11 protein-coding genes are annotated in these 18612 nt (G+C 47.3%); 6 read left to right on the top strand and 5 right to left on the bottom strand.

Annotated elements, in window-relative coordinates:
* Positions 1-139: 139 nt before the first annotated feature.
* From J3999_RS01955 to J3999_RS01930, 6 genes are all read left to right on the top strand, one after another.
* Positions 140-1318, top strand: coding sequence for a phosphoglycerate kinase (locus J3999_RS01955; RefSeq protein ID WP_208126491.1), 1179 nt, complete (start codon positions 140-142; stop codon positions 1316-1318).
* A 220-nt stretch (positions 1319-1538) separates the two neighbouring features.
* The gene (gene pyk, locus J3999_RS01950; RefSeq protein ID WP_208126301.1) at positions 1539-2984 is read left to right on the top strand and encodes a pyruvate kinase; all 1446 of its coding nucleotides are present in this window, start codon (positions 1539-1541) and stop codon (positions 2982-2984) included.
* A gap of 152 nt (positions 2985-3136) precedes the next feature.
* Complete coding sequence (gene fba / locus J3999_RS01945) at positions 3137-4201, top strand: class II fructose-bisphosphate aldolase (RefSeq protein WP_208126300.1); 1065 nt, start codon at positions 3137-3139, stop codon at positions 4199-4201.
* Positions 4202-4459: 258 nt separating this feature from the next.
* Positions 4460-7018, top strand: a complete 2559-nt coding sequence (locus tag J3999_RS01940; RefSeq protein ID WP_208126299.1) for a methyl-accepting chemotaxis protein — start codon at positions 4460-4462, stop codon at positions 7016-7018.
* A 180-nt stretch (positions 7019-7198) separates the two neighbouring features.
* Positions 7199-8299 carry an HD domain-containing phosphohydrolase gene (locus J3999_RS01935; protein ID WP_243755238.1) on the top strand — a complete coding sequence of 367 codons (1101 nt, stop codon included), beginning with the start codon at positions 7199-7201 and terminating at the stop codon, positions 8297-8299.
* A 21-nt stretch (positions 8300-8320) separates the two neighbouring features.
* Entirely contained in the window at positions 8321-12553 is a 4233-nt protein-coding gene (locus J3999_RS01930) for a response regulator (RefSeq protein WP_208126298.1), read from the top strand.
* A gap of 83 nt (positions 12554-12636) precedes the next feature.
* Here the strand turns inward: J3999_RS01930 and J3999_RS01925 are convergent, their stop codons facing one another.
* The 5 genes from J3999_RS01925 to J3999_RS01905 form a co-directional block, all read right to left on the bottom strand.
* Positions 12637-13200, bottom strand: coding sequence for a hypothetical protein (locus J3999_RS01925; RefSeq protein WP_208126297.1), 564 nt, complete (start codon positions 13198-13200; stop codon positions 12637-12639).
* Between the two features lie 90 nt (positions 13201-13290).
* The gene (locus J3999_RS01920) at positions 13291-15624 is read right to left on the bottom strand and encodes a nitric oxide reductase activation protein NorD (RefSeq protein WP_208126296.1); all 2334 of its coding nucleotides are present in this window, start codon (positions 15622-15624) and stop codon (positions 13291-13293) included.
* A gap of 74 nt (positions 15625-15698) precedes the next feature.
* A complete protein-coding gene (locus J3999_RS01915; protein ID WP_173286413.1) occupies positions 15699-16517 on the bottom strand; it encodes a CbbQ/NirQ/NorQ/GpvN family protein in 819 nt (272 codons plus the stop codon).
* 269 nt (positions 16518-16786) lie between these two features.
* A complete protein-coding gene (locus J3999_RS01910) occupies positions 16787-17137 on the bottom strand; it encodes a ribulose bisphosphate carboxylase small subunit (RefSeq protein ID WP_208126295.1) in 351 nt (116 codons plus the stop codon).
* A gap of 23 nt (positions 17138-17160) precedes the next feature.
* Positions 17161-18579 carry a form I ribulose bisphosphate carboxylase large subunit gene (locus J3999_RS01905; RefSeq protein WP_173286409.1) on the bottom strand — a complete coding sequence of 473 codons (1419 nt, stop codon included), beginning with the start codon at positions 18577-18579 and terminating at the stop codon, positions 17161-17163.
* Positions 18580-18612 lie beyond the last annotated feature (33 nt).

Here is an 18612-nt window from a genome sequence, read left to right as displayed (position 1 = left end):
TAGGGCTGGAGTTATCTAGCTCTAAATTAAATTTGCTTGTCAGTTTTCCTGCCGAGAATTGAAAAGCAAATTTAATTTTTATTTAAATCCAAATGCCGCTGGTTCCAGTGGTTTTAACTTTAATGAAAGAGGACTCAACATGTCTGTAATTAAGATGTCTGACCTAGATTTGGCTGGTAAGCGCGTTCTTATCCGTGAAGACCTGAACGTACCAGTTAAAGACGGTAAAGTTACTTCTGATGCGCGTATCCGTGCTTCTTTGCCTACTATCAAAATGGCAGCGGATGCAGGTGCTAAAGTAATGCTTATGTCTCACCTTGGTCGTCCAACTGAAGGTGAATATGATGAAGCGGCTTCTCTAGCGCCAGTTGCAGCAAACCTTTCTGAAAAACTAGGTAAAGAAGTTCGTCTAGTTAAAGATTACCTTGATGGTGTTGAAGTTGCAGACGGTGAAGTTGTTCTTTTAGAAAACGTTCGTTTCAACGTTGGTGAGAAGAAAAACGCTGAAGACCTATCTAAAAAATATGCAGCACTTTGTGATGTTTATGTAATGGATGCTTTCGGTACGGCTCACCGTGCGCAAGCTTCTACTCACGGTGCAGGTGCTTTCGCTCCAGTAGCTTGTGCAGGTCCTCTTCTAGCCGCTGAGCTTGATGCTCTAGGTAAAGCGCTAAACAACCCAGCGCGTCCTCTAGTTGCTATCGTTGGTGGTTCTAAAGTTTCTACGAAACTGACTGTTCTTGAGTCTCTATCTGAGAAAGTTGATCAGCTAGTTGTTGGTGGTGGTATCGCGAACACTTTCATTGCAGCTGCCGGTAACCCAGTTGGTAAGTCTCTATATGAAGAAGACCTGATCCCGACTTGTAACAAACTGAACGAAATCATGGAAGGTCGCGGTGCGGCTATCCCTCTAGCAACTGATGTTGTTTGCGGTAAAGAGTTCTCTGAAACGGCTGCTGCGGAAACTAAGAATGTTGCAGACACGGCTGAAGACGATATGATCTTTGATATCGGTCCTGATTCAGCAGCTGAACTTGCTGAAATTATCAAGAACGCCGGTACAGTTGTATGGAACGGTCCAGTAGGTGTATTCGAATTCGATCAGTTCGGTGAAGGTACTAAGACTGTTTCTATGGCGATTGCTGAATCTTCAGCATTCTCTATCGCGGGTGGTGGTGACACCCTTGCAGCGATCGATAAATACGATATCGCTGATAAAGTATCTTACATCTCTACCGGTGGTGGTGCTTTCCTTGAGTTCTTGGAAGGTAAAAAACTACCTGCAGTAGCGATGCTTGAAGAAGCGGCTAAAAAATAATTTAGCTTAATCTTTCCGGGCCGCTTTTGCGGCCTGGTTCATTTTATTTTTAATCCCCCTGTCTTGGATTCTGAACGAAAAGGGTGGCTCGTTAAGTAATTTTACCAAAGACCCCAGCCTATACTGGCTGTGGCTGTTCGGCGGTAAATCTATTTCGCGAGACATCTTTCAGCAAAGAAGGAAATACCAAGCAGCTTTTTTATAAAGGAAATCATTTCAAATGCCAAGTAATGGTTTAAGAAGAACTAAAATTGTCGCTACTCTAGGGCCTGCAACGGATCGTGAAGGTGAACTGGAGAGAATGATTCAGGCCGGACTGGATGTGGTCCGTATCAATATGTCTCACGGGAATCCGGAAGAGCATAAGGCGCGCGCCGAGCGCGTTCGTGAACTGGCTGCGAAGTATGATCGCGAAGTCGGTGTTCTGGTTGACCTTCAGGGACCTAAAATCCGTATTACCCGTTTTGCTGAAGATAAAATCTTTTTGAACCCGGGTGACAAGTTCGCTTTCGATAACAATGTTGGCAATACCGACGGTAATCAGCATGAAATCGGTCTAACTTATAAAAACCTTCCGTATGACGTTAAGCCGGGCGATAAACTGCTTCTGGATGACGGACGTCTGGTTTTTGAAGTGGATAATGTAGAAGGTGAACGTGTCAACACGACAACGATCGTTGGTGGAACCCTTTCAAACAATAAAGGGATTAACCTTTCCGGTGGTGGTCTATCAGCAGCAGCCCTGACCGACAAGGATAAAGAAGACATTATTACGGCAGCGGAAATCAATGCCGACTACTTGGCACTTTCTTTCCCTCGTTCTGCGGAAGATGTTGAATACTGCCGTTCTTTGGCGCAGAAAGCCGGTCTTAACTGTGCAATCGTTTCTAAAGTCGAACGTGCCGAAGCGGTTGCTGATGATGCTACTCTGGATGGAATTATTCTGGCGTCTGACGTCATTATGATCGCTCGTGGCGATCTTGGGGTTGAAGTCGGAGATGCTCAGCTTCCTGCTCTGCAGAAGAAAATGATCAAACGTTCACGTCAGCTAAACCGTGTAACCATTACGGCAACGCAAATGATGGAAACCATGATCGAAAACGCTATCCCGACGCGCGCGGAAGTTTTCGACGTCGCGAACGCCGTTATGGACGGAACTGATGCGGTTATGCTTTCCGGCGAAACGGCAACCGGTCGTTCTCCAAGCCTGGTTATCGAGACCATGGGGCGTATCTGTACCGAAGCGGAAAAACAGCGTTCTGCGCGTGAATCGACACACCGTATCGACGAGTCGTTCACTGCTGTTGATGAGACGATTGCGATGGCAGCGATGTATTCGGCCAACCATTTCGATGTGAAATGTATCGCGGCTTTGACAGAATCCGGTAATACGGCGCTACTGATGTCGCGTATCTCTTCCGGTAAGCCGATCATTGCCTTGACACCGCATATCGCTACGCGCCGTAAAGTTACTCTTTACCGTGGCGTATATCCATCATCGATTGATTATGACGGTTTAGATGATAAGGGTGTCCGTAACTCGACGATTGAACACCTTAAATATCATGGGCTGGTAAAAACCGGCGATATGGTTCTGTTTACCCGTGGAGAGAACCGCGGCCAGATGGGCGGAACCAATCTGATGGAAATCGTCAAGGTTGACTAAGCTTTTTTAAACGGTTCTGCACGCTGCGGTGTGCAGTGACTTTATTATTTGGCGGCGAATTTAAAGCCTGCTAGAATAGCTAAAATTTTTTAACTTGTAACAGGCCTGATTTAACTTAAGTTAATTGGCCATAATAAAGAGGAGTCTCGCACATGGCGATGATTACACTTCGTGAATTAATGGATTACGCAGCAGAAAACAGCTTCGGTATGCCTGCGTTTAACGTAAACAATATGGAACAAGTACGTGCAATTATGCGCGCTGCGGATGCTTGTGACTCTCCAGTAATCCTTCAGGGTTCTGCTGGTGCTCGTAAGTACGCTGGTGAGCCAATGCTTCGTCACATGGTTGCGGCTGCAGTTGAAATGTACCCACACATTCCTGTTGTTATGCACCAAGACCACGGTTCTGATGTTGGCGTATGTCTACGCGCTATCCAGTCAGGTTTCACCTCTGTAATGATGGATGGTTCTCTAGAAGCTGACATGAAGACTCCTGCTTCTTACGAGTACAACTCTGGAATCACTGCTGAAGTAGTTAAGATCGCTCACGCAGGTGGTGTATCGGTTGAAGGTGAGCTAGGGTGCCTAGGTTCTCTTGAAACTGGTAAGATGGGTGAAGAAGACGGTCACGGTTCTGATGAAGAGCTAGATCACTCTATGCTTCTGACTGATCCTGAAGAAGCGGCTCAGTTCGTTAAAGATACTAACGTTGACGCTCTTGCGGTTGCGGTTGGTACTTCTCACGGTGCTTACAAGTTCACTTCTAAGCCATCTGCTGATGTTCTTAAGATCGACCAGATCGCTAAGATCCACGCACGTATCCCTGATACTCACATCGTAATGCACGGTTCTTCTTCTGTTCCAGAAGAGTGGCTAGAAATCATCAACAACTACGGTGGTGATATGGGTGCAACTTACGGTGTTCCTGTTGAAGCAATCGTCGAAGGTATCAAGCACGGTGTTCGTAAAGTAAACATCGATACTGACCTACGTATGGCATCTACTGGTGCGATCCGTAAGCACCTAACTGAGAACCCATCTAACTTCGACCCTCGTAAGTTCTACAATGCGGCTGAAAACGCGATGATGGAAATCTGTAAAGCGCGTTTCGAAGCATTCGGTTGTGCGGGTCACGCGTCTAAGATCAAGTCTCTTGGTCTAGAAGAGATGCAAGCTCGTTACGCTTCTGGTTCTCTTGATCAGAAAGTAAACTAATTAAAATTATTTAATTAGTTCTTGTAAGAACCCGGCAAATACGCAGTATTTGCCGGGTTTTTTTATGCCTACAAAAAATATTTATACAAAATGTAGGGGTATTGGGTGAAGAACGGCGAAAGACATGCCAAAATAGCGCATGCTTTAAAAGTTGATGTGAGTTTATTTTGCATTCATCTCTTCACTGAAAAGCTGTATCCGCCCGTTTCGGGAAGATAGCATACTTGAAGTTTTAAATTGATAACCTTTAGGAAGCTTATGTTGAAAACATTAAGAGGCAAATTGATTGCAGGTTTTATCACCATTAATCTGGTCATTATTGCCAACTCTATTTTTAACTACACTAAAGTTTCGGAAAGTTCCGATGCCTTTGCCGACTATCGCCAAATGGCAAGAACATCAGTGAACAGCGGGATTATCGCTTCCAATGTTCTTGAAATGCGCATGACCACCAAAGATTACCTGTTGCAGGATGAGCATCGCGATATAGAGACATTCGAGCAGGCTTATCAGAAGGTCAGTAAGGCCATTGACGATGCGAAAGCGGTCGCGGCTACAGAACAGCAATTACAGGAGTTCGACAAGCTTAGAAGCGATGTCGACTCTTTTAAGGCTTCGTTTGAACAGGTGCATCAGTTGATGTTGAAGCGAAATGACATCGTCGACAATGTCTTGGATGCGAACGGTAAGACAATGGAGCAGACGCTGACTGCGATTATGCGCTCTTCTTACCAGAATATGGTTTTTGAAGTTCAGGGCGCTTCTGCGGAAAGTTTGCGAACTTTGCTGCTGGCTCGTCTTTATACGGCGAAATTCATTAAATCGAACTCACAAGCGGATATGGATCGAGTTCAGCAGGAATTTGCGGTCTTATCCGGACAGATCGAGAACTTGATCTCCGAGATTGCCTCTCCGATCGGCAAAGAAAAACTAGAAGGGCTTATTGCCACGATCAAGGTTTACAGTCAAGGTGTGAACGACCTCTATGCGACCATCAATAAACGCAATGAAATTCGTCATAATCAGCTGACGCGTCTGGGCGAAATGGTAGGCGCAGATGCGGCAGCGATCCAGCAGCATTCGAAGCAGAATCAGGATCGTCTTGGCCCGCAGATCCAGAAAAACAATGAAAATATTCTTAATATCACCATCTGGGTTGCTCTGCTGATTACGGCCTTCGCGATTATGATCTCGATTGTGATCCCGCGTTTGATCGGTACCGGCATTGCATCTATCCAAAACACGCTTAAAGAGATTGCTACAACCGGTCGATTCGATATTCGCGCGGATGAGTCGAGAAATGATGAGATCGGCGAGATTTCCAAAGAGTTGAATATGACGCTAATGGCGATTCAGGAAGCGTTGCACGAGGCTAATCAGGTTGTTTCGGCACTGGCCATGGGTGATTTCTCTAAACGCATTCAGGTCAATGTCTCGGGTGATCTGGACAACCTGAAGCAAGGCGTCAATACCTCGGTCAACTCGATTGAAAGCACCATGCAGGAAATCAACGGCGCACTTGATGCGATGAATCGCGGTCATTTTGACATTGAGGTTAATGCCAATGTTCAGGGCCAGTTCAAACAGATTATGGATAACACCGCCCAGACTATGGAGCGTATGAACCGAATTATTTCGGATATTTCACACGTTATGCATCAAATGCAGCAGGGTGACTTTACGGTTCGTGTGAATGCCGATGCGCAAGGCCAGCTGGATGAATTGAAGAACAGCATTAATTTGTCGATGGATGCTTTGGAAAAAGCGATCAACGACATTACCCGCCTGGTCGTCGCGCAATCAGAAGGGGATTTGACGCACCAGATTACCAATGAGTATCACGGCCAGCTGGATACCCTCAAGCAGGCGATTAACAGCTCGATCAGCCGTTTGGCGGATGTGGTGGCACAGGCGTTGAATGCAACGCATATTGTCGCCGGCGCGGCGGATGAAGTCGCAAAAGGCTCAATGGATCTGAGCGATCGCGTTCAGCAGCAGGCCTCAGCTCTGGAAGAAACCTCTGCGACCATGAACGAGATGAATTCCGCGGTTCAGGGCAACAGCAAGAACGCCCAGCAGGCCAGTCAGGTTGCGGTCGAAGTGCAGAATAAGGCGAATGCCGGTTCCCAGGTCATGCAAAGCACCATTGAGGCTATGGGCGAGATTCAGGATTCAAGTCATAAAATCGGCGATATCGTCAATCTGATTGACGGTATTGCTTTCCAGACGAACCTGCTGGCGCTGAATGCCGCAGTTGAAGCGGCGCGTGCCGGAGAACACGGGCGAGGTTTTGCCGTTGTGGCCGGAGAGGTGCGTTCCTTGGCGCAGAAATCCGCCGAAGCGGCCAAAGAGATCAAGTCGCTGATTGAAGAAAGCGTCAATCGAATCGATCAGGGGAGTCATTTGGCGAAACAGTCGGGCGAGATGCTGGATCAGATCAATCAGGAAATTGAATCATTCTCGAAAATGATTTCGGATATTGCTCAGGCGTCCGAAGAACAGGCGCAGGGCGTTAATCAGGTGCATAGCGCCATCGGTCAGATCGATTCGGTAACGCAACAGAATGCGGCTCTGGTGGAAGAAACATCTGCCGCCGCAGCCAGTATGACCGAACAGTCGGAGATTCTGCGCCAGGATATGGCGTTCTTCAAAATCGACTCGCAGCAATTGAAAATGCTGGCTCCGCCAGCAATCGAGAAACGTAAACCGCAGCCGGCATTAGTTGAAGATAAACGGGTGAAACCGGTCGAGACAGCTTCCGCTCAAAAAGTGATTGCGCCGGTAGCCGATGACGGTGCCGAATGGAGTGAGTTTTAACGAACTATCCTGCAAAGGTTCATGGTTCTGCAGACAAAATGCCGGTAATCGCGATTACCGGCATTTTGTCTGTTTGCAACCCGGTTTTACCGGGTGAGCAACCTCAATCAACACCCCTGTAGAGTTTAAGGTTGTGATAGGATTTGTATTGATTTACTAAGGTTTAGAGAGAAAACTTTTATGGGAAGCGCTCCTTTGGCCTCCACAAAAACCCTGCTTTGTGTTGACGATACACCGGCCAACCTTACATTGCTGAATGAGTGTCTCAAGGGGCACTACACGGTTAAGCTGGCTAACAGCGGCCAAAAGGTATTGAGCCTGCTTGAGAAGTCTCCGGAAAAGGCATTGGCGGATTTGATTCTGTTGGACGTAATGATGCCGGATATAGACGGTTATGAGGTCTGCCGTCGTATTAAGGAACATGAGGCGTGGCGGGATATTCCGGTTATTTTCATTACCTCAAAGACTTCGGCTGAAGACGAGAAGCGGGCACTTCAGGAAGGCGGAAGCGATTTCATTCCAAAACCGATCAATCCCGATATCCTGTTGGCGAGAATCAAAACGCATCTGGAACTGGGTGATTATCATCGGAAACTGCGCGATGAGAATCAGATGCTGGAGCAGAAGTTGAATCAACGGCTGACAGATCTGTTCAAACTGCAACAGGCAACCTTGACGGTGATGATCTCCTTGGCCGAATTCCGTGACGAGAATACAGGCAATCATATCAAGCGAACTCAGTCCTATGTGCAGATGCTGGCTGAAGAAGTGGAGCGAACGTACCCGCATATGGGATTGGATCAGAATACTCGCGATCTGATCGTTCAGGCGGCCCCGCTGCATGATATCGGCAAGATAACAACCCCCGACCATATCCTGCTCAAGCCGGGCAAACTGACGCCGGAAGAATTCGATATTATGAAACAGCATGCCCAGAGCGGCGCGGATATCCTCAAAGCGGCTACAAGTGAGATGGGCTCTTATGGCGGTTTTCTTGAAGTCGCTCAGGAGATTGCGTTGACGCACCACGAAAAATGGGATGGTAGCGGTTACCCTCAGGGTCTGCAGGGCGAATCTATTCCTATCAGCGGTCGGCTGATGGCGCTTGCCGATGTCTATGATGCCTTACGTTCAGAAAGGCCTTATAAAAAAGCCTTTAGCCATCAGGAGGCGTTGGCGATTATCGAAGAGGGCGCCGGAGCACATTTTGATCCGCGACTGACGGAGTGTTTTAAGAATATCGGTGAGAAGGTTGCAGCGATTACCGAAGAGTTGCTTTGAATGCTGGAACGGAATAAATAGATGAGTTATTTGCAGGATACACAAAAGCAGATACAGTCGGGCCTGTTCATGATTGTGGTATTGACCTTGGTGATGGGTGGCGCTGCGGTCTGGTTCTTGGGGAAAGGACTAATTCAGCAGGCTGAGTTTGACCGCAAGTATCACACGATTGACGCTCTTCTAAACCTCAATCAAACGATTTCCTTTGAGGATGGTCGCAGTACAACCTATCTGTTAAATCGCAGCAGTGTTCCGAAAAGCGAATTGCAGCGTCTTATGGATCAAACGGATACAAGCTATCAGGCGTTTCTGGATAGCACTCGTGACTATAGTTATGAGACCGCTGATCTGATGGCTCTGGAAAGGTATTTTCTGGACTTTATCGCTATCCGTCATCTGATATGGGATTGTCCGATAACCGATCCTTGTCTCAGCGAAATTGAATCGCTTCACTATCATAGCGATATTCTGCGCAGTGATTTGATCAACCGCATGGAGCGCTTGTTTTTAAATCTGCCGATTAACGAGCGTTCGATTACCGTTAAGATGCAGTTTATCGCCCATCTTCTGAGATGGAATAATCAACTGCACCGCTTGCTGTCGATGATCCGCAGTTATCAGGAATCCAGTGATCAGAAAATTTTGCCGATGATCCAGCAAGCCAATACAGAATTGCAGACTGAACACCGGATTCTGGTGCAAATGCTGGAGATTTACGAAGACGATCTTCTGCCGAGCGTGAAGCAGGCGTTAATGTCGCTGATCAACCGCTTTGATTATCTCAATACCCGTTTCACCTATGAAATTCTGATTAACGAACAGCCAGTCGTCACCGAACTGCCGTTCCGTTCAACGCTTGCGCTGCCGCTACTCGAAGAGAGTGCGGCGACCATTAAGCTGTTTTACGAGCATTCATTGCAGCAGTACCACAAATATCAGCGCTACGATCTGATCATATTTGTGGCCGGGCTGTTCATCATTATTTTCCTGTTCCTGATGAGTCGTAGAGTTATTCACCGGATTCGTGTCGATGCGTTGTTGCCGTTACAGCAAAACCAGGCAATTCTGGATAATGCGGCTTCGGGGATTGTTCAGATTGACAGTAAAGGGATCATCAACCGGATTAATAACAAGACGTTGGAGATTTTCGGTTTTGCCGAAGATGAATTGCTGGGACAGAACGTCAAGATTTTGATGCCTGAGAAGGATGCGGATCAGCACGACAGCTTTATCCGCAGACAGCTGAAAACCGGTGAGAATAGGATTATCGGTACCGGCCGAGAGGTGATCGGGGTAAAAAGTGATGGACGCTCATTCCCTATGCATTTGGCGATCAGCCGGATTGACTCGGACAATGAAACCAGTTTTATCGGCGTAGTGACGGACTTAAGTGAAAGGGAGTATGAACGTCAGGAGATCCAGACCCGAAATAAACTGCTGAACGCACTGCGTCAGGCGACTGAAGATTTTATGGCCAATACGCTGGATAGCGCGCATATTTGGGATGAATTGCTGAATTCGCTATTGGATATTTCAGAGAGTGAGTACGGCTTTATCGGTGAGGTAATTTTTCAAGAAGACGGCTCTCGTTGTCTCAAGCTGCGTGCCTTGAGCAATATTGCCTGGAACGGCGAATCCAAACAGATGTTTGAAAAGATCCTGTCCCAGGATATGCTGCTGTGTGATTCCGATACTTTGATCGGTCAAGTAATGTATCAAGAGCGGCGCGTTATCAGTAACGACGTGGCGAATGATCCGAGCGCCGGTCGTATGGCTCCGGAACTTCCCGGGTTGAAACGTTATATGGGGGTGCCGATCTTTCAGGGCAGAGAGCTGGTCGGCGTATATGGCATCGCCAATCGTGCGGATGAATACTGCGATGAACTGGCCGAATTCCTTGAGCCTTTTCATGCCACCTGCGGCGTCATGATCGCCGGAATTCGCCAGGCTTGTAAGCAGCAGGAGTTAGTGAACAATCTGGAAGAGGCTAAGGTTCAGGCGGAATCCGCGACGGCGTTAAAGTCCGATTTCCTGGCCAACATGAGTCATGAAATCCGTACTCCGATGAATGCGATATTGGGTTTGTCGCATCTGGCGTTAAACACCGATCTGGATTTTCAGCAGAAGGATTATGTTGAGAAGATTAACCGCTCGGCAAACAGTCTGCTGCATATCATTAACGATATCTTGGACTTCTCCAAAATCGAATCCGGAAAATTGTCGTTAGAGCATATCCCGGTACAGATTGAAGAAGTGATTGAAGACAGTATGATCGCGGTGCAAACGCTCGCGGCTCAGAAACGGCTTGAAGTCTTTGTTCATTTGGCGACGTCTTTATATCAGTGCAAACAGCCGGTTCTGGTCGGGGATCCGGTTCGCATCGGACAGATTCTGATTAACTTGCTGGGGAATGCGGTTAAATTTACCGAAGAGGGTTATGTTCTTTTATATGTTGAAGTGACCGAGCAGGCACAGGATCGCTGGACGGTGGCCTTTCATGTCGAAGATACCGGAGCCGGAATCGGTAACGAGCAACTGGATCAGCTTTTTGATGCCTTTACACAAGCGGATGCTTCTACCACCCGAAAACATGGTGGGACCGGATTGGGCTTGGCTATTTCCCGTAACCTGGCACGCGAAATGGGCGGTGACGTGACGGTTGCCAGTGCGCTGAATCGCGGCAGTATTTTCTCGCTGAGTATTCCGTTTGCCAAGCTCGGGGAGTCGCCGGTTTCCGAGTCGCTGCAAATGCGTCAGTCGGCATGGATTGTGGATGATATTCCAATGGCTCGCGAACAGCTGTGTTATCAACTTGAAAGTTTCGGTATGCAGGTGAGATTGTTTGCGTCCGGAGAGGAATTGCTACAGGCTCTGTCACAAGATCAATCGTTACCCGATTGGTTTTTTATCGACTGGATGATGCCTGAGATAGATGGTATCGAAATTGTGCAGGCGATTAAGAAACTGCATCCCGAATTGCTGGAAAAGGTTGTGCTTAACTCGTTTTACGACTGGAATAAGCTGCAGGAGCTGGCGGAACTGAATGGCATCGGTTATTGCCTGCACAAGCCGATTTTGCCGGGCCATCTGGCTCGCCTTTTCAAGGAAGGGCAGGATGACCGTTCGCTTTCTTCGGGTGAGCAGCCGTCAGTACCGAACCTAGAGAATAAACACTTGCTGGTGGTGGAAGATAACATTCTTAACCAACAGATTGCCGAAGAAATGCTTTCCCGGACTGGCGCGCGGATCACGCTTGCCGATAACGGCGAACAGGCGCTGTATCAGTTGCTGCGCTGTCATCAGAGTTTTGATCTGGTGTTGATGGATATTCAGATGCCGGTGATGGATGGTATTGAAACCACCCGTGCAATCCGCAGCTATGCACAGTTTTCGAGTTTGCCGATTATTGCCATGACCGCCCATGCCTTTAAAGAAGAGGTCGAACGCTGTCTGGCTGTCGGAATGGATGCGCATATACCCAAGCCGATCCTTCCTGAAAAGCTGTATGAGATTCTGGCCAAGACGCTGAATGTGGATAAGTTTGTTGATAAGTTGGACAACTCGCAGGAAGGTAAGAGCGATGCTGTGCCGGAAGGTGATGGCTTGGCGCTTCCTGTTGGGGATGGTTTGGATATCCAGGCGGCAAAACAACTGCTTAATAGCGAAGATGCGTTTTTTGAAAAGATGCTTTATAGCTATTTGGACACTTATCGCAATGCACCGGCAGATTTGCAGGAATACATTGCCGATCAACAGTGGGATGAGGCCAAACGTTTTGTGCATACTTTGAAAGGTCTGTCGGCCAGTGTCGGTTTTAAAGCGCTTTCGGAGTTGTTTGCCACCCTGGAAAAGCAGTTGGACGTTTATCTGGCTGATCTGGAGATGAATCTGTTAAAGCAGGTCCAAAAAGAGGAGTTAGTGGCATTTCTGGAGCAGGTCAAACAAGGGCATACGAATGCTTGGAAAATGTCGCAAGGTTTTATGGAAGCCTATGAAAACAGGGCCTCTAAAGATGACGAAGATGAATCTGAAACCGTTCAGGAAGTCGGTGAGTTTGATGCCGATGAATGGTCTGTGCTCAAACAGCAGTTGCTTGAGGGACTGGAAGAACTCGATGGCGGGGTTTTGGAGTTATGGAGCGAAAACCGGCTGTTAATAAATCGAGTGATCGCCGGCGAAGCGCGTAAGAAAATTGAAGATGCGATACAGAATTACGATTTTGACGAAGCGATTCAACTGCTTTCCGAGTTCTGATTGAAGCGATTCATTAAATTATTTTAGGAATAAAAAAGCCATCCGTTCGGATGGCTTTTTATAGCGCCTAGCGCAGTATCGGATTAGATATAGTCGCTGTGTTCGATGTTTTCCATGTCTGCACTACTGAAACGACAGACATTGACACTGATGTAGTCATCGTAAGCACTGCCGGATTGCACCCAGTTTTTAACTTTGTTCTCAATTGCCTGTGGCAACATTTTCTCGCTTAAAACCATACAAAAGCCGTATTTGAATCTCGGGCTTTCCGAGCCTTCAGCGACCACGGCATCGTCATCGACAAATACTTTCACGGTCGCTTCCTGCCCCGGCATGCTGACAAAGGCATTGGCGCCATGTTCCTGGATCAGACGCTGCAGCTGATTATTAAAGTGCAGCTTGCTGACAGGATTGAATTGATAATATTCCTTAATCAGCGCTTCGGCGCGATCAATCAGTGAGGCTTTTAACTCTGCAACGGAATCAAATGACTCGTCACCCAGTTCAAAAATCACAAATGCCTGTTCAGTTTTCCCCAGAGTCAGGCCTTTATCCTGTTCAATAATCAGTGCAGCACCATCCAGAATGGCTTGATAGTTTTCATCGGAAAACTCAGTCAGTGCTTGTGTAAATTGTTCTGCATTCATCGATATATTCCCCGAAAATAAATATCTAATAAAAAGCCCCAGCCAGTTTCCTGACTAGGGCTCGATTGTAACCAAAAATACTAGTTAAGGTTAGGTCGTCAGGTTTGCAAATAGTTGCGGTAGTTTTTCCGGCAGTTTCAGTACGTCATCGACAATCGCGTAACGGTTCTGACCGAAAATATTCTGCACATATTTATCTGCATATTGGTCAATGGTCAGACAGTATGAGTAGATACCATTGGTTTGCAGTTCTTCAACCGCTTTCTTGGCATCTTGTTTCAGATACTGACCGTCTTGTTCATCGATATCTGCAGGTTCCCCATCGGTAATCACCAACAACAGTTTCTGCTTGCTGTTTTGCTGTGCCAGGTAATGACCCGCGTGACGCATAGCACCACCCATACGAGTCGATAGTCCGCCTTGCATGCCGGCTAAACGCGCATGTACTTCTTGGTCAAATGGCTCATCAAACTGCTTGAATCGTACATACTGCAAGTCGTGACGACCGTCGGACGAGAAACCGTGTACCGCAAATTGGTCGCCGATACCATTAATCGCGTGCGATACCAGAATCGCCGATTCTTGCGTCACTTCCAGAATGGTTTTACCCACGCCCGGAATTTCTTCATTTGTCGATTCAGACAAATCAAGCAGTACCACTACCGATACTTCTCGCGAACGAATCACGTTTTTCATGGTAATGCGCGGATCAGGTTCCTGACCCATACGAATGTCGGTAATCGCTTCAACGCAGGCATTCAGGTCAAGCTCGTCACCGTCTTCGAGACGACGGATGCGTTGCAGACCAACCGCTTGCAGCTTATCAACAATCTGTTTAATGCGGTGCGCGATACCTTTGTTAGCATCCAGTATACGGTTATACAATTCCGGATCGCCCTTCTTGGCACGGCGCTCGTACAGCGTTACCCAGCTTGGACGATGCAATTGCACGCGGTAATCCCATTCATGGTAGTGGAACGGATCAGAGATAGGTTCCACGCCTTCCATTTCGTTATAGGAGACACCATTGTCTTCGTAAGGGTAAAGTTCGGAACCCAGTACCCAGACTTCGTCATGGTCAACGTCAACCAGCTCGGAATCGATCTCGTTGATCATCTCCATAACGGATACGTGTTTGCGAACGGGTTCCTGGTAAGCGGCTCCGCCGGCATCCATGTCACCCCATTCGTCCGAATCCCAAACCAGACGGTTATCATCGCGATAGCCGAAGCGCTGTTTGTTCAACTCGGTAAGCGAAACCCACTTGTTGGTCGATATATTCAGAACATTGTGCAGCAGGATACCCATATCCCACGACCACTTTTCATTGTCCAGATTGTCTTCGATCTCGGCATAGAAACGATCGGCGACCACAGTTAACTGTTCATCATTGAGCTCGTGCTCCGGATTCATTAACTTCAATGCTAACTGCTCAATGCGGTAAGCATTGCTTTTTGGATCCAGCGGCGTTTGCTCCTGGCTGGCGCGAATCACCTTCATCCACAGGTTTTTCAAGCCTGGGAAGTTTTTGATGGCGTTATATTCCACACGCGCATCTTCCATGATCTCGATAAAGAACATCTGCTGCGGGGTTAACTGTTCCATTGAAATGGCACATTTGCTGTAGCAGATGTGCGATGCCAAGTGAGCCGCCATCGCGCGATAGACTTCACCACCTTTCACTTCGCCAATATCATTCAGGGCGTCAGGCAGGTGCAGAGCCATTTTTTCAAAATAGGGTTTGAAATCTTCAAAGTCCGCCGCAGCAGGACGAATAAAGAAATCACGGGCCCAAAAAGCGCGCAGGTAGAAATTGATTGGTCGATGGAAATCGATAAACAATGAACCTTTACGCTGTTGTTGGAATACCGCTTTCGAATCTTCTGACTCCAGCCCGAAGTATTTAATCTGCGCCGGGAAGTTACGGGCGTGCGCTTGTGCACCCCATTGTGCCCAGCGACGTAGACCTGATACGGTCAGCTTTGACATTAGCTCGTCCATGTTGGCTAACATTGGACGCATACCGCGCGGTGTTTTCGAACCGATTTGGTAAATCAGAGCTAGATACTGGCGAGTCAGATCAATATCACGGGTTTTATCCGCAATCGTCGGCAAAGAATCGAGCACCAGCGCGATAACTTCACCGGAAGTTACCGACGACAGTTTCATAACGGTTTCATGGATATCGTCCAGAATCTCGTCGTCTACTTTGGCAATAACTTGCGGTACTGCTTCAAGATAGCTCACAACTACATCTTGACCCTTACCCAGATAGGCCAGGGCGTTGGCGTTATCCAACCACTCTTCACGTGAGTGCTCGTTCATGTAGTGAGAAGCTTCTTGGATCAATGAATCCAGCATTTCCTCCAACTGGGGAACGGCTTTTATCAAAGATGCTTTGACTTCTTCTAGATCAAAACTCATAACATTATCCTATACATTTTTTTTGATCGGCTCGGTGCAGTGTCTCTTGTCTCTGCGCCGACTCCAGTTAATGCTTATTCAAAAAATGTATCGACGGTTGTCATTAGGGTATCTAGGATATCGTCGTCATCCGTTAGTGGAGTGATCAGCGCCATAGTACAAGCTTTCTTCGGATCAACCCCTTTATTAATAAGCTGACCTGCATAAACCATTAGACGAGTCGAGATCCCTTCATCCAGACCGTGACCTTTAAGGTTACGAGAGCGTTGGGCAATTTGCACCAGTTTCTCTGCGATCGCCAGATCAATACCGGCTTCCTTGGAAACGATTTCTGCTTCAATTTTCTCTTCAGGATAGTCAAACTTGAAACCACCGAAACGCTGTTTAGTCGATTGTTTCAGGTCTTTCATCATTGACTGGTAACCCGGGTTATAAGAGATAACCAGCTGGAAGTCAGGATGCGCTTCAACCAGCTCACCTTTCTTATCCAAAGGTAGTACGCGACGGTGGTCGGTTAGCGGGTGAATAACAACCGTTGTATCCTGACGCGCTTCAACCACCTCATCCAGGTAACAGATCGCACCGATACGGGCGGCAACGGTCAAAGGGCCATCTTGCCAGCGAGTACCGTTAATATCGATCAGGTAACGACCGACAAGGTCGGAAGCGGTCATATCTTCGTTACAGGCAACGGTGATAAGCGGCTTACCTAGCTTGTGCGCCATATATTCAACAAAACGCGATTTACCACAACCTGTCGGGCCTTTCAGCATGATCGGCATACGCGACGCATAGCCGGACTCGAACAGTTCGATCTCGTCGGCAACTGGCTGATAAAAAGGTTCTTCTTTAATTAGGTACTGAGAAGGATCTAACGTGTTGATTTCTGACATGATTGAACTCTCCTTGGTAAGTCGATTCAGATTCCAAAAGTTTTAGAGTTGGTCACTTGTGTCAAATGAACAAGTCTAAAAGAGATGAAAAGTCGGCCAGGTTTCGGGGGCTGGCCGACGTTTGTTTTACCCGCCCGGGAGGTAAGATCCAAACGGGTAAGACGAGGTTAAGAGGTGCGCATCAATCGCTTTTAATGTCACCCCTCAGAATTTGGGTTGCCACACAAGGCGGTTGCCTTGTGTGACGAGTTGCTAATTAGCGGGGGATATTACATATCACCACGTTTGATTAGCATGTTTGCACCTTGAGACTGTGCAAAGTTGTCGTAACCGATCAAGCGAACGTGGTTGTTTGGGTTCGCTTTGATGCAAGCATCAACTTCAGCTAGTACTGCGTCTGCAGAAGTTTCACCGAACATCGGTAGTTTCCACATGTACCAGTAGTAGTCAGTCGCACGCTCTGGCTCAGAGTGTTCGATCGCTGGGTTCCAGCCTTTATCGATGATGTACTGAACCTGTGCTTTGATCTGGTCAGAAGTCATTGTTGGAAGGTATGAGAAAGTCTCAGCCTTACGTGACTTTGGATCAGAGATACGAGAAGGGTAATCTTGAATACTCATTAGTATTTTCTCCTAAATTTAAATTACTTATGCTTAACGTCTAGCTTGTCAACAGTGTCGAATTCGAACTTGATTTCTTTCCAAGTTTCCATTGCGATCTTAAGCTCAGGGCTAGATTTAGCAGCGTTAGTAAGGATGTCTTTACCTTCTTTCTCAACTTCGCGACCTTCGTTACGTGCTTGTACACAAGCTTCAAGCGCAACACGGTTCGCAGCCGCACCAGCAGCGTTACCCCATGGGTGACCAAGAGTACCACCACCGAACTGAAGTACAGAGTCATCACCGAAGATGGTAACAAGCGCAGGCATGTGCCATACGTGGATACCACCAGATGCAACCGGCATAACACCAGGCATAGCACCGAAGTCTTGGTCGAACATGATTCCGCGTGAACGGTCTTCTGGGATGAATGAATCACGCATGATGTCGATCCAACCTAGAGTTGCGTCACGGTCACCTTCAAGCTTACCTACAACAGTACCTGAGTGAAGGTGATCACCACCAGATAGACGTAGTGCTTTAGTTAGTACACGGAAGTGGATACCGTGGTGCGGGTTACGGTCGATTACACCGTGCATTGCGCGGTGAATGTGCAACAACAGGCCGTTCTTACGGCAGTAGTTAGCAAGACCGGTGTTAGCAGTGAAACCACCAGTTAGGTAATCGTGCATGATGATCGGAGTACCGATCTCTTTAGCGAATTCCGCACGCTCGTACATTTCTTCTGGAGTACCAGCTGTACAGTTTAGGTAGTGACCTTTTTTCTCACCAGTTTCTGCAGAAGCTTTCTCGATAGCGTCTTGACAGAATAGGAAACGGTCTCTCCAGCGCATGAATGGCTGTGAAGTTACGTTTTCATCATCTTTCGTGAAGTCTAGACCACCACGTAGACACTCATATACTGCACGACCGTAGTTCTTAGCAGATAGACCTAGCTTAGGCTTGATAGTACAACCTAGCATTGGGCGACCGTATTTATCCATCTTGTCGCGTTCTACCTGGATACCGTGTGGAGGCCCACCACAAGTCATTACATATGCAAGTGGGAAACGGATATCTTCTAGACGACATGCACGTAGAGCTTTAAAGCCGAATACGTTACCAACCAAAGAGGTCATAACAGATACAACTGAACCTTCTTCGAAAAGGTCAATTGGGTAAGCGATGAAAGCGTAGAAACAAGTATCGTCACCAGGAACGTCTTCAATTCGGTATGCACGACCTTTGTAGTAATCCAGGTCAGTTAGAAGGTCAGTCCATACTGTAGTCCAAGTACCAGTTGAAGATTCTGCAGCTACCGCAGCAGCGATTTCTTCACGAGGAACACCATCTTGTGGAGTTACTTTGAAACATGCTAGGAAATCTGAATCTTTCGGCTCATATTCCGGCATCCAATAAGTTTCGCGGTATTCTTTTACACCAGCGTTATACGTCTTTGCCATATTTGACCTCTTTAACGGTTAATAATGGTTTAA

The sequence above is a fragment of the Thiomicrorhabdus sp. 6S3-12 genome, from assembly GCF_017571475.1.
Classification (GTDB): domain Bacteria; phylum Pseudomonadota; class Gammaproteobacteria; order Thiomicrospirales; family Thiomicrospiraceae; genus Thiomicrorhabdus.
Note: the sequence above shows the minus strand (reverse complement) of the source record. Positions and strands in the feature narration are given on the sequence as shown.

Bases quoted from the DNA above. Each gene is read 5' to 3' on its own strand.
- J3999_RS01955 (WP_208126491.1), top strand. From the start codon at position 140: ATGTCTGTAATTAAGATGTCTGACCTAGATTTGGCTGGTAAGCGCGTT.
- pyk (WP_208126301.1), top strand. From the start codon at position 1,539: ATGCCAAGTAATGGTTTAAGAAGAACTAAAATTGTCGCTACTCTAGGG.
- fba (WP_208126300.1), top strand. From the start codon at position 3,137: ATGGCGATGATTACACTTCGTGAATTAATGGATTACGCAGCAGAAAAC.
- J3999_RS01940 (WP_208126299.1), top strand. From the start codon at position 4,460: ATGTTGAAAACATTAAGAGGCAAATTGATTGCAGGTTTTATCACCATT.
- J3999_RS01935 (WP_243755238.1), top strand. From the start codon at position 7,199: ATGGGAAGCGCTCCTTTGGCCTCCACAAAAACCCTGCTTTGTGTTGAC.
- J3999_RS01930 (WP_208126298.1), top strand. From the start codon at position 8,321: ATGAGTTATTTGCAGGATACACAAAAGCAGATACAGTCGGGCCTGTTC.
- J3999_RS01925 (WP_208126297.1), bottom strand. From the start codon at position 13,200: ATGAATGCAGAACAATTTACACAAGCACTGACTGAGTTTTCCGATGAA.
- J3999_RS01920 (WP_208126296.1), bottom strand. From the start codon at position 15,624: ATGAGTTTTGATCTAGAAGAAGTCAAAGCATCTTTGATAAAAGCCGTT.
- J3999_RS01915 (WP_173286413.1), bottom strand. From the start codon at position 16,517: ATGTCAGAAATCAACACGTTAGATCCTTCTCAGTACCTAATTAAAGAA.
- J3999_RS01910 (WP_208126295.1), bottom strand. From the start codon at position 17,137: ATGAGTATTCAAGATTACCCTTCTCGTATCTCTGATCCAAAGTCACGT.
- J3999_RS01905 (WP_173286409.1), bottom strand. From the start codon at position 18,579: ATGGCAAAGACGTATAACGCTGGTGTAAAAGAATACCGCGAAACTTAT.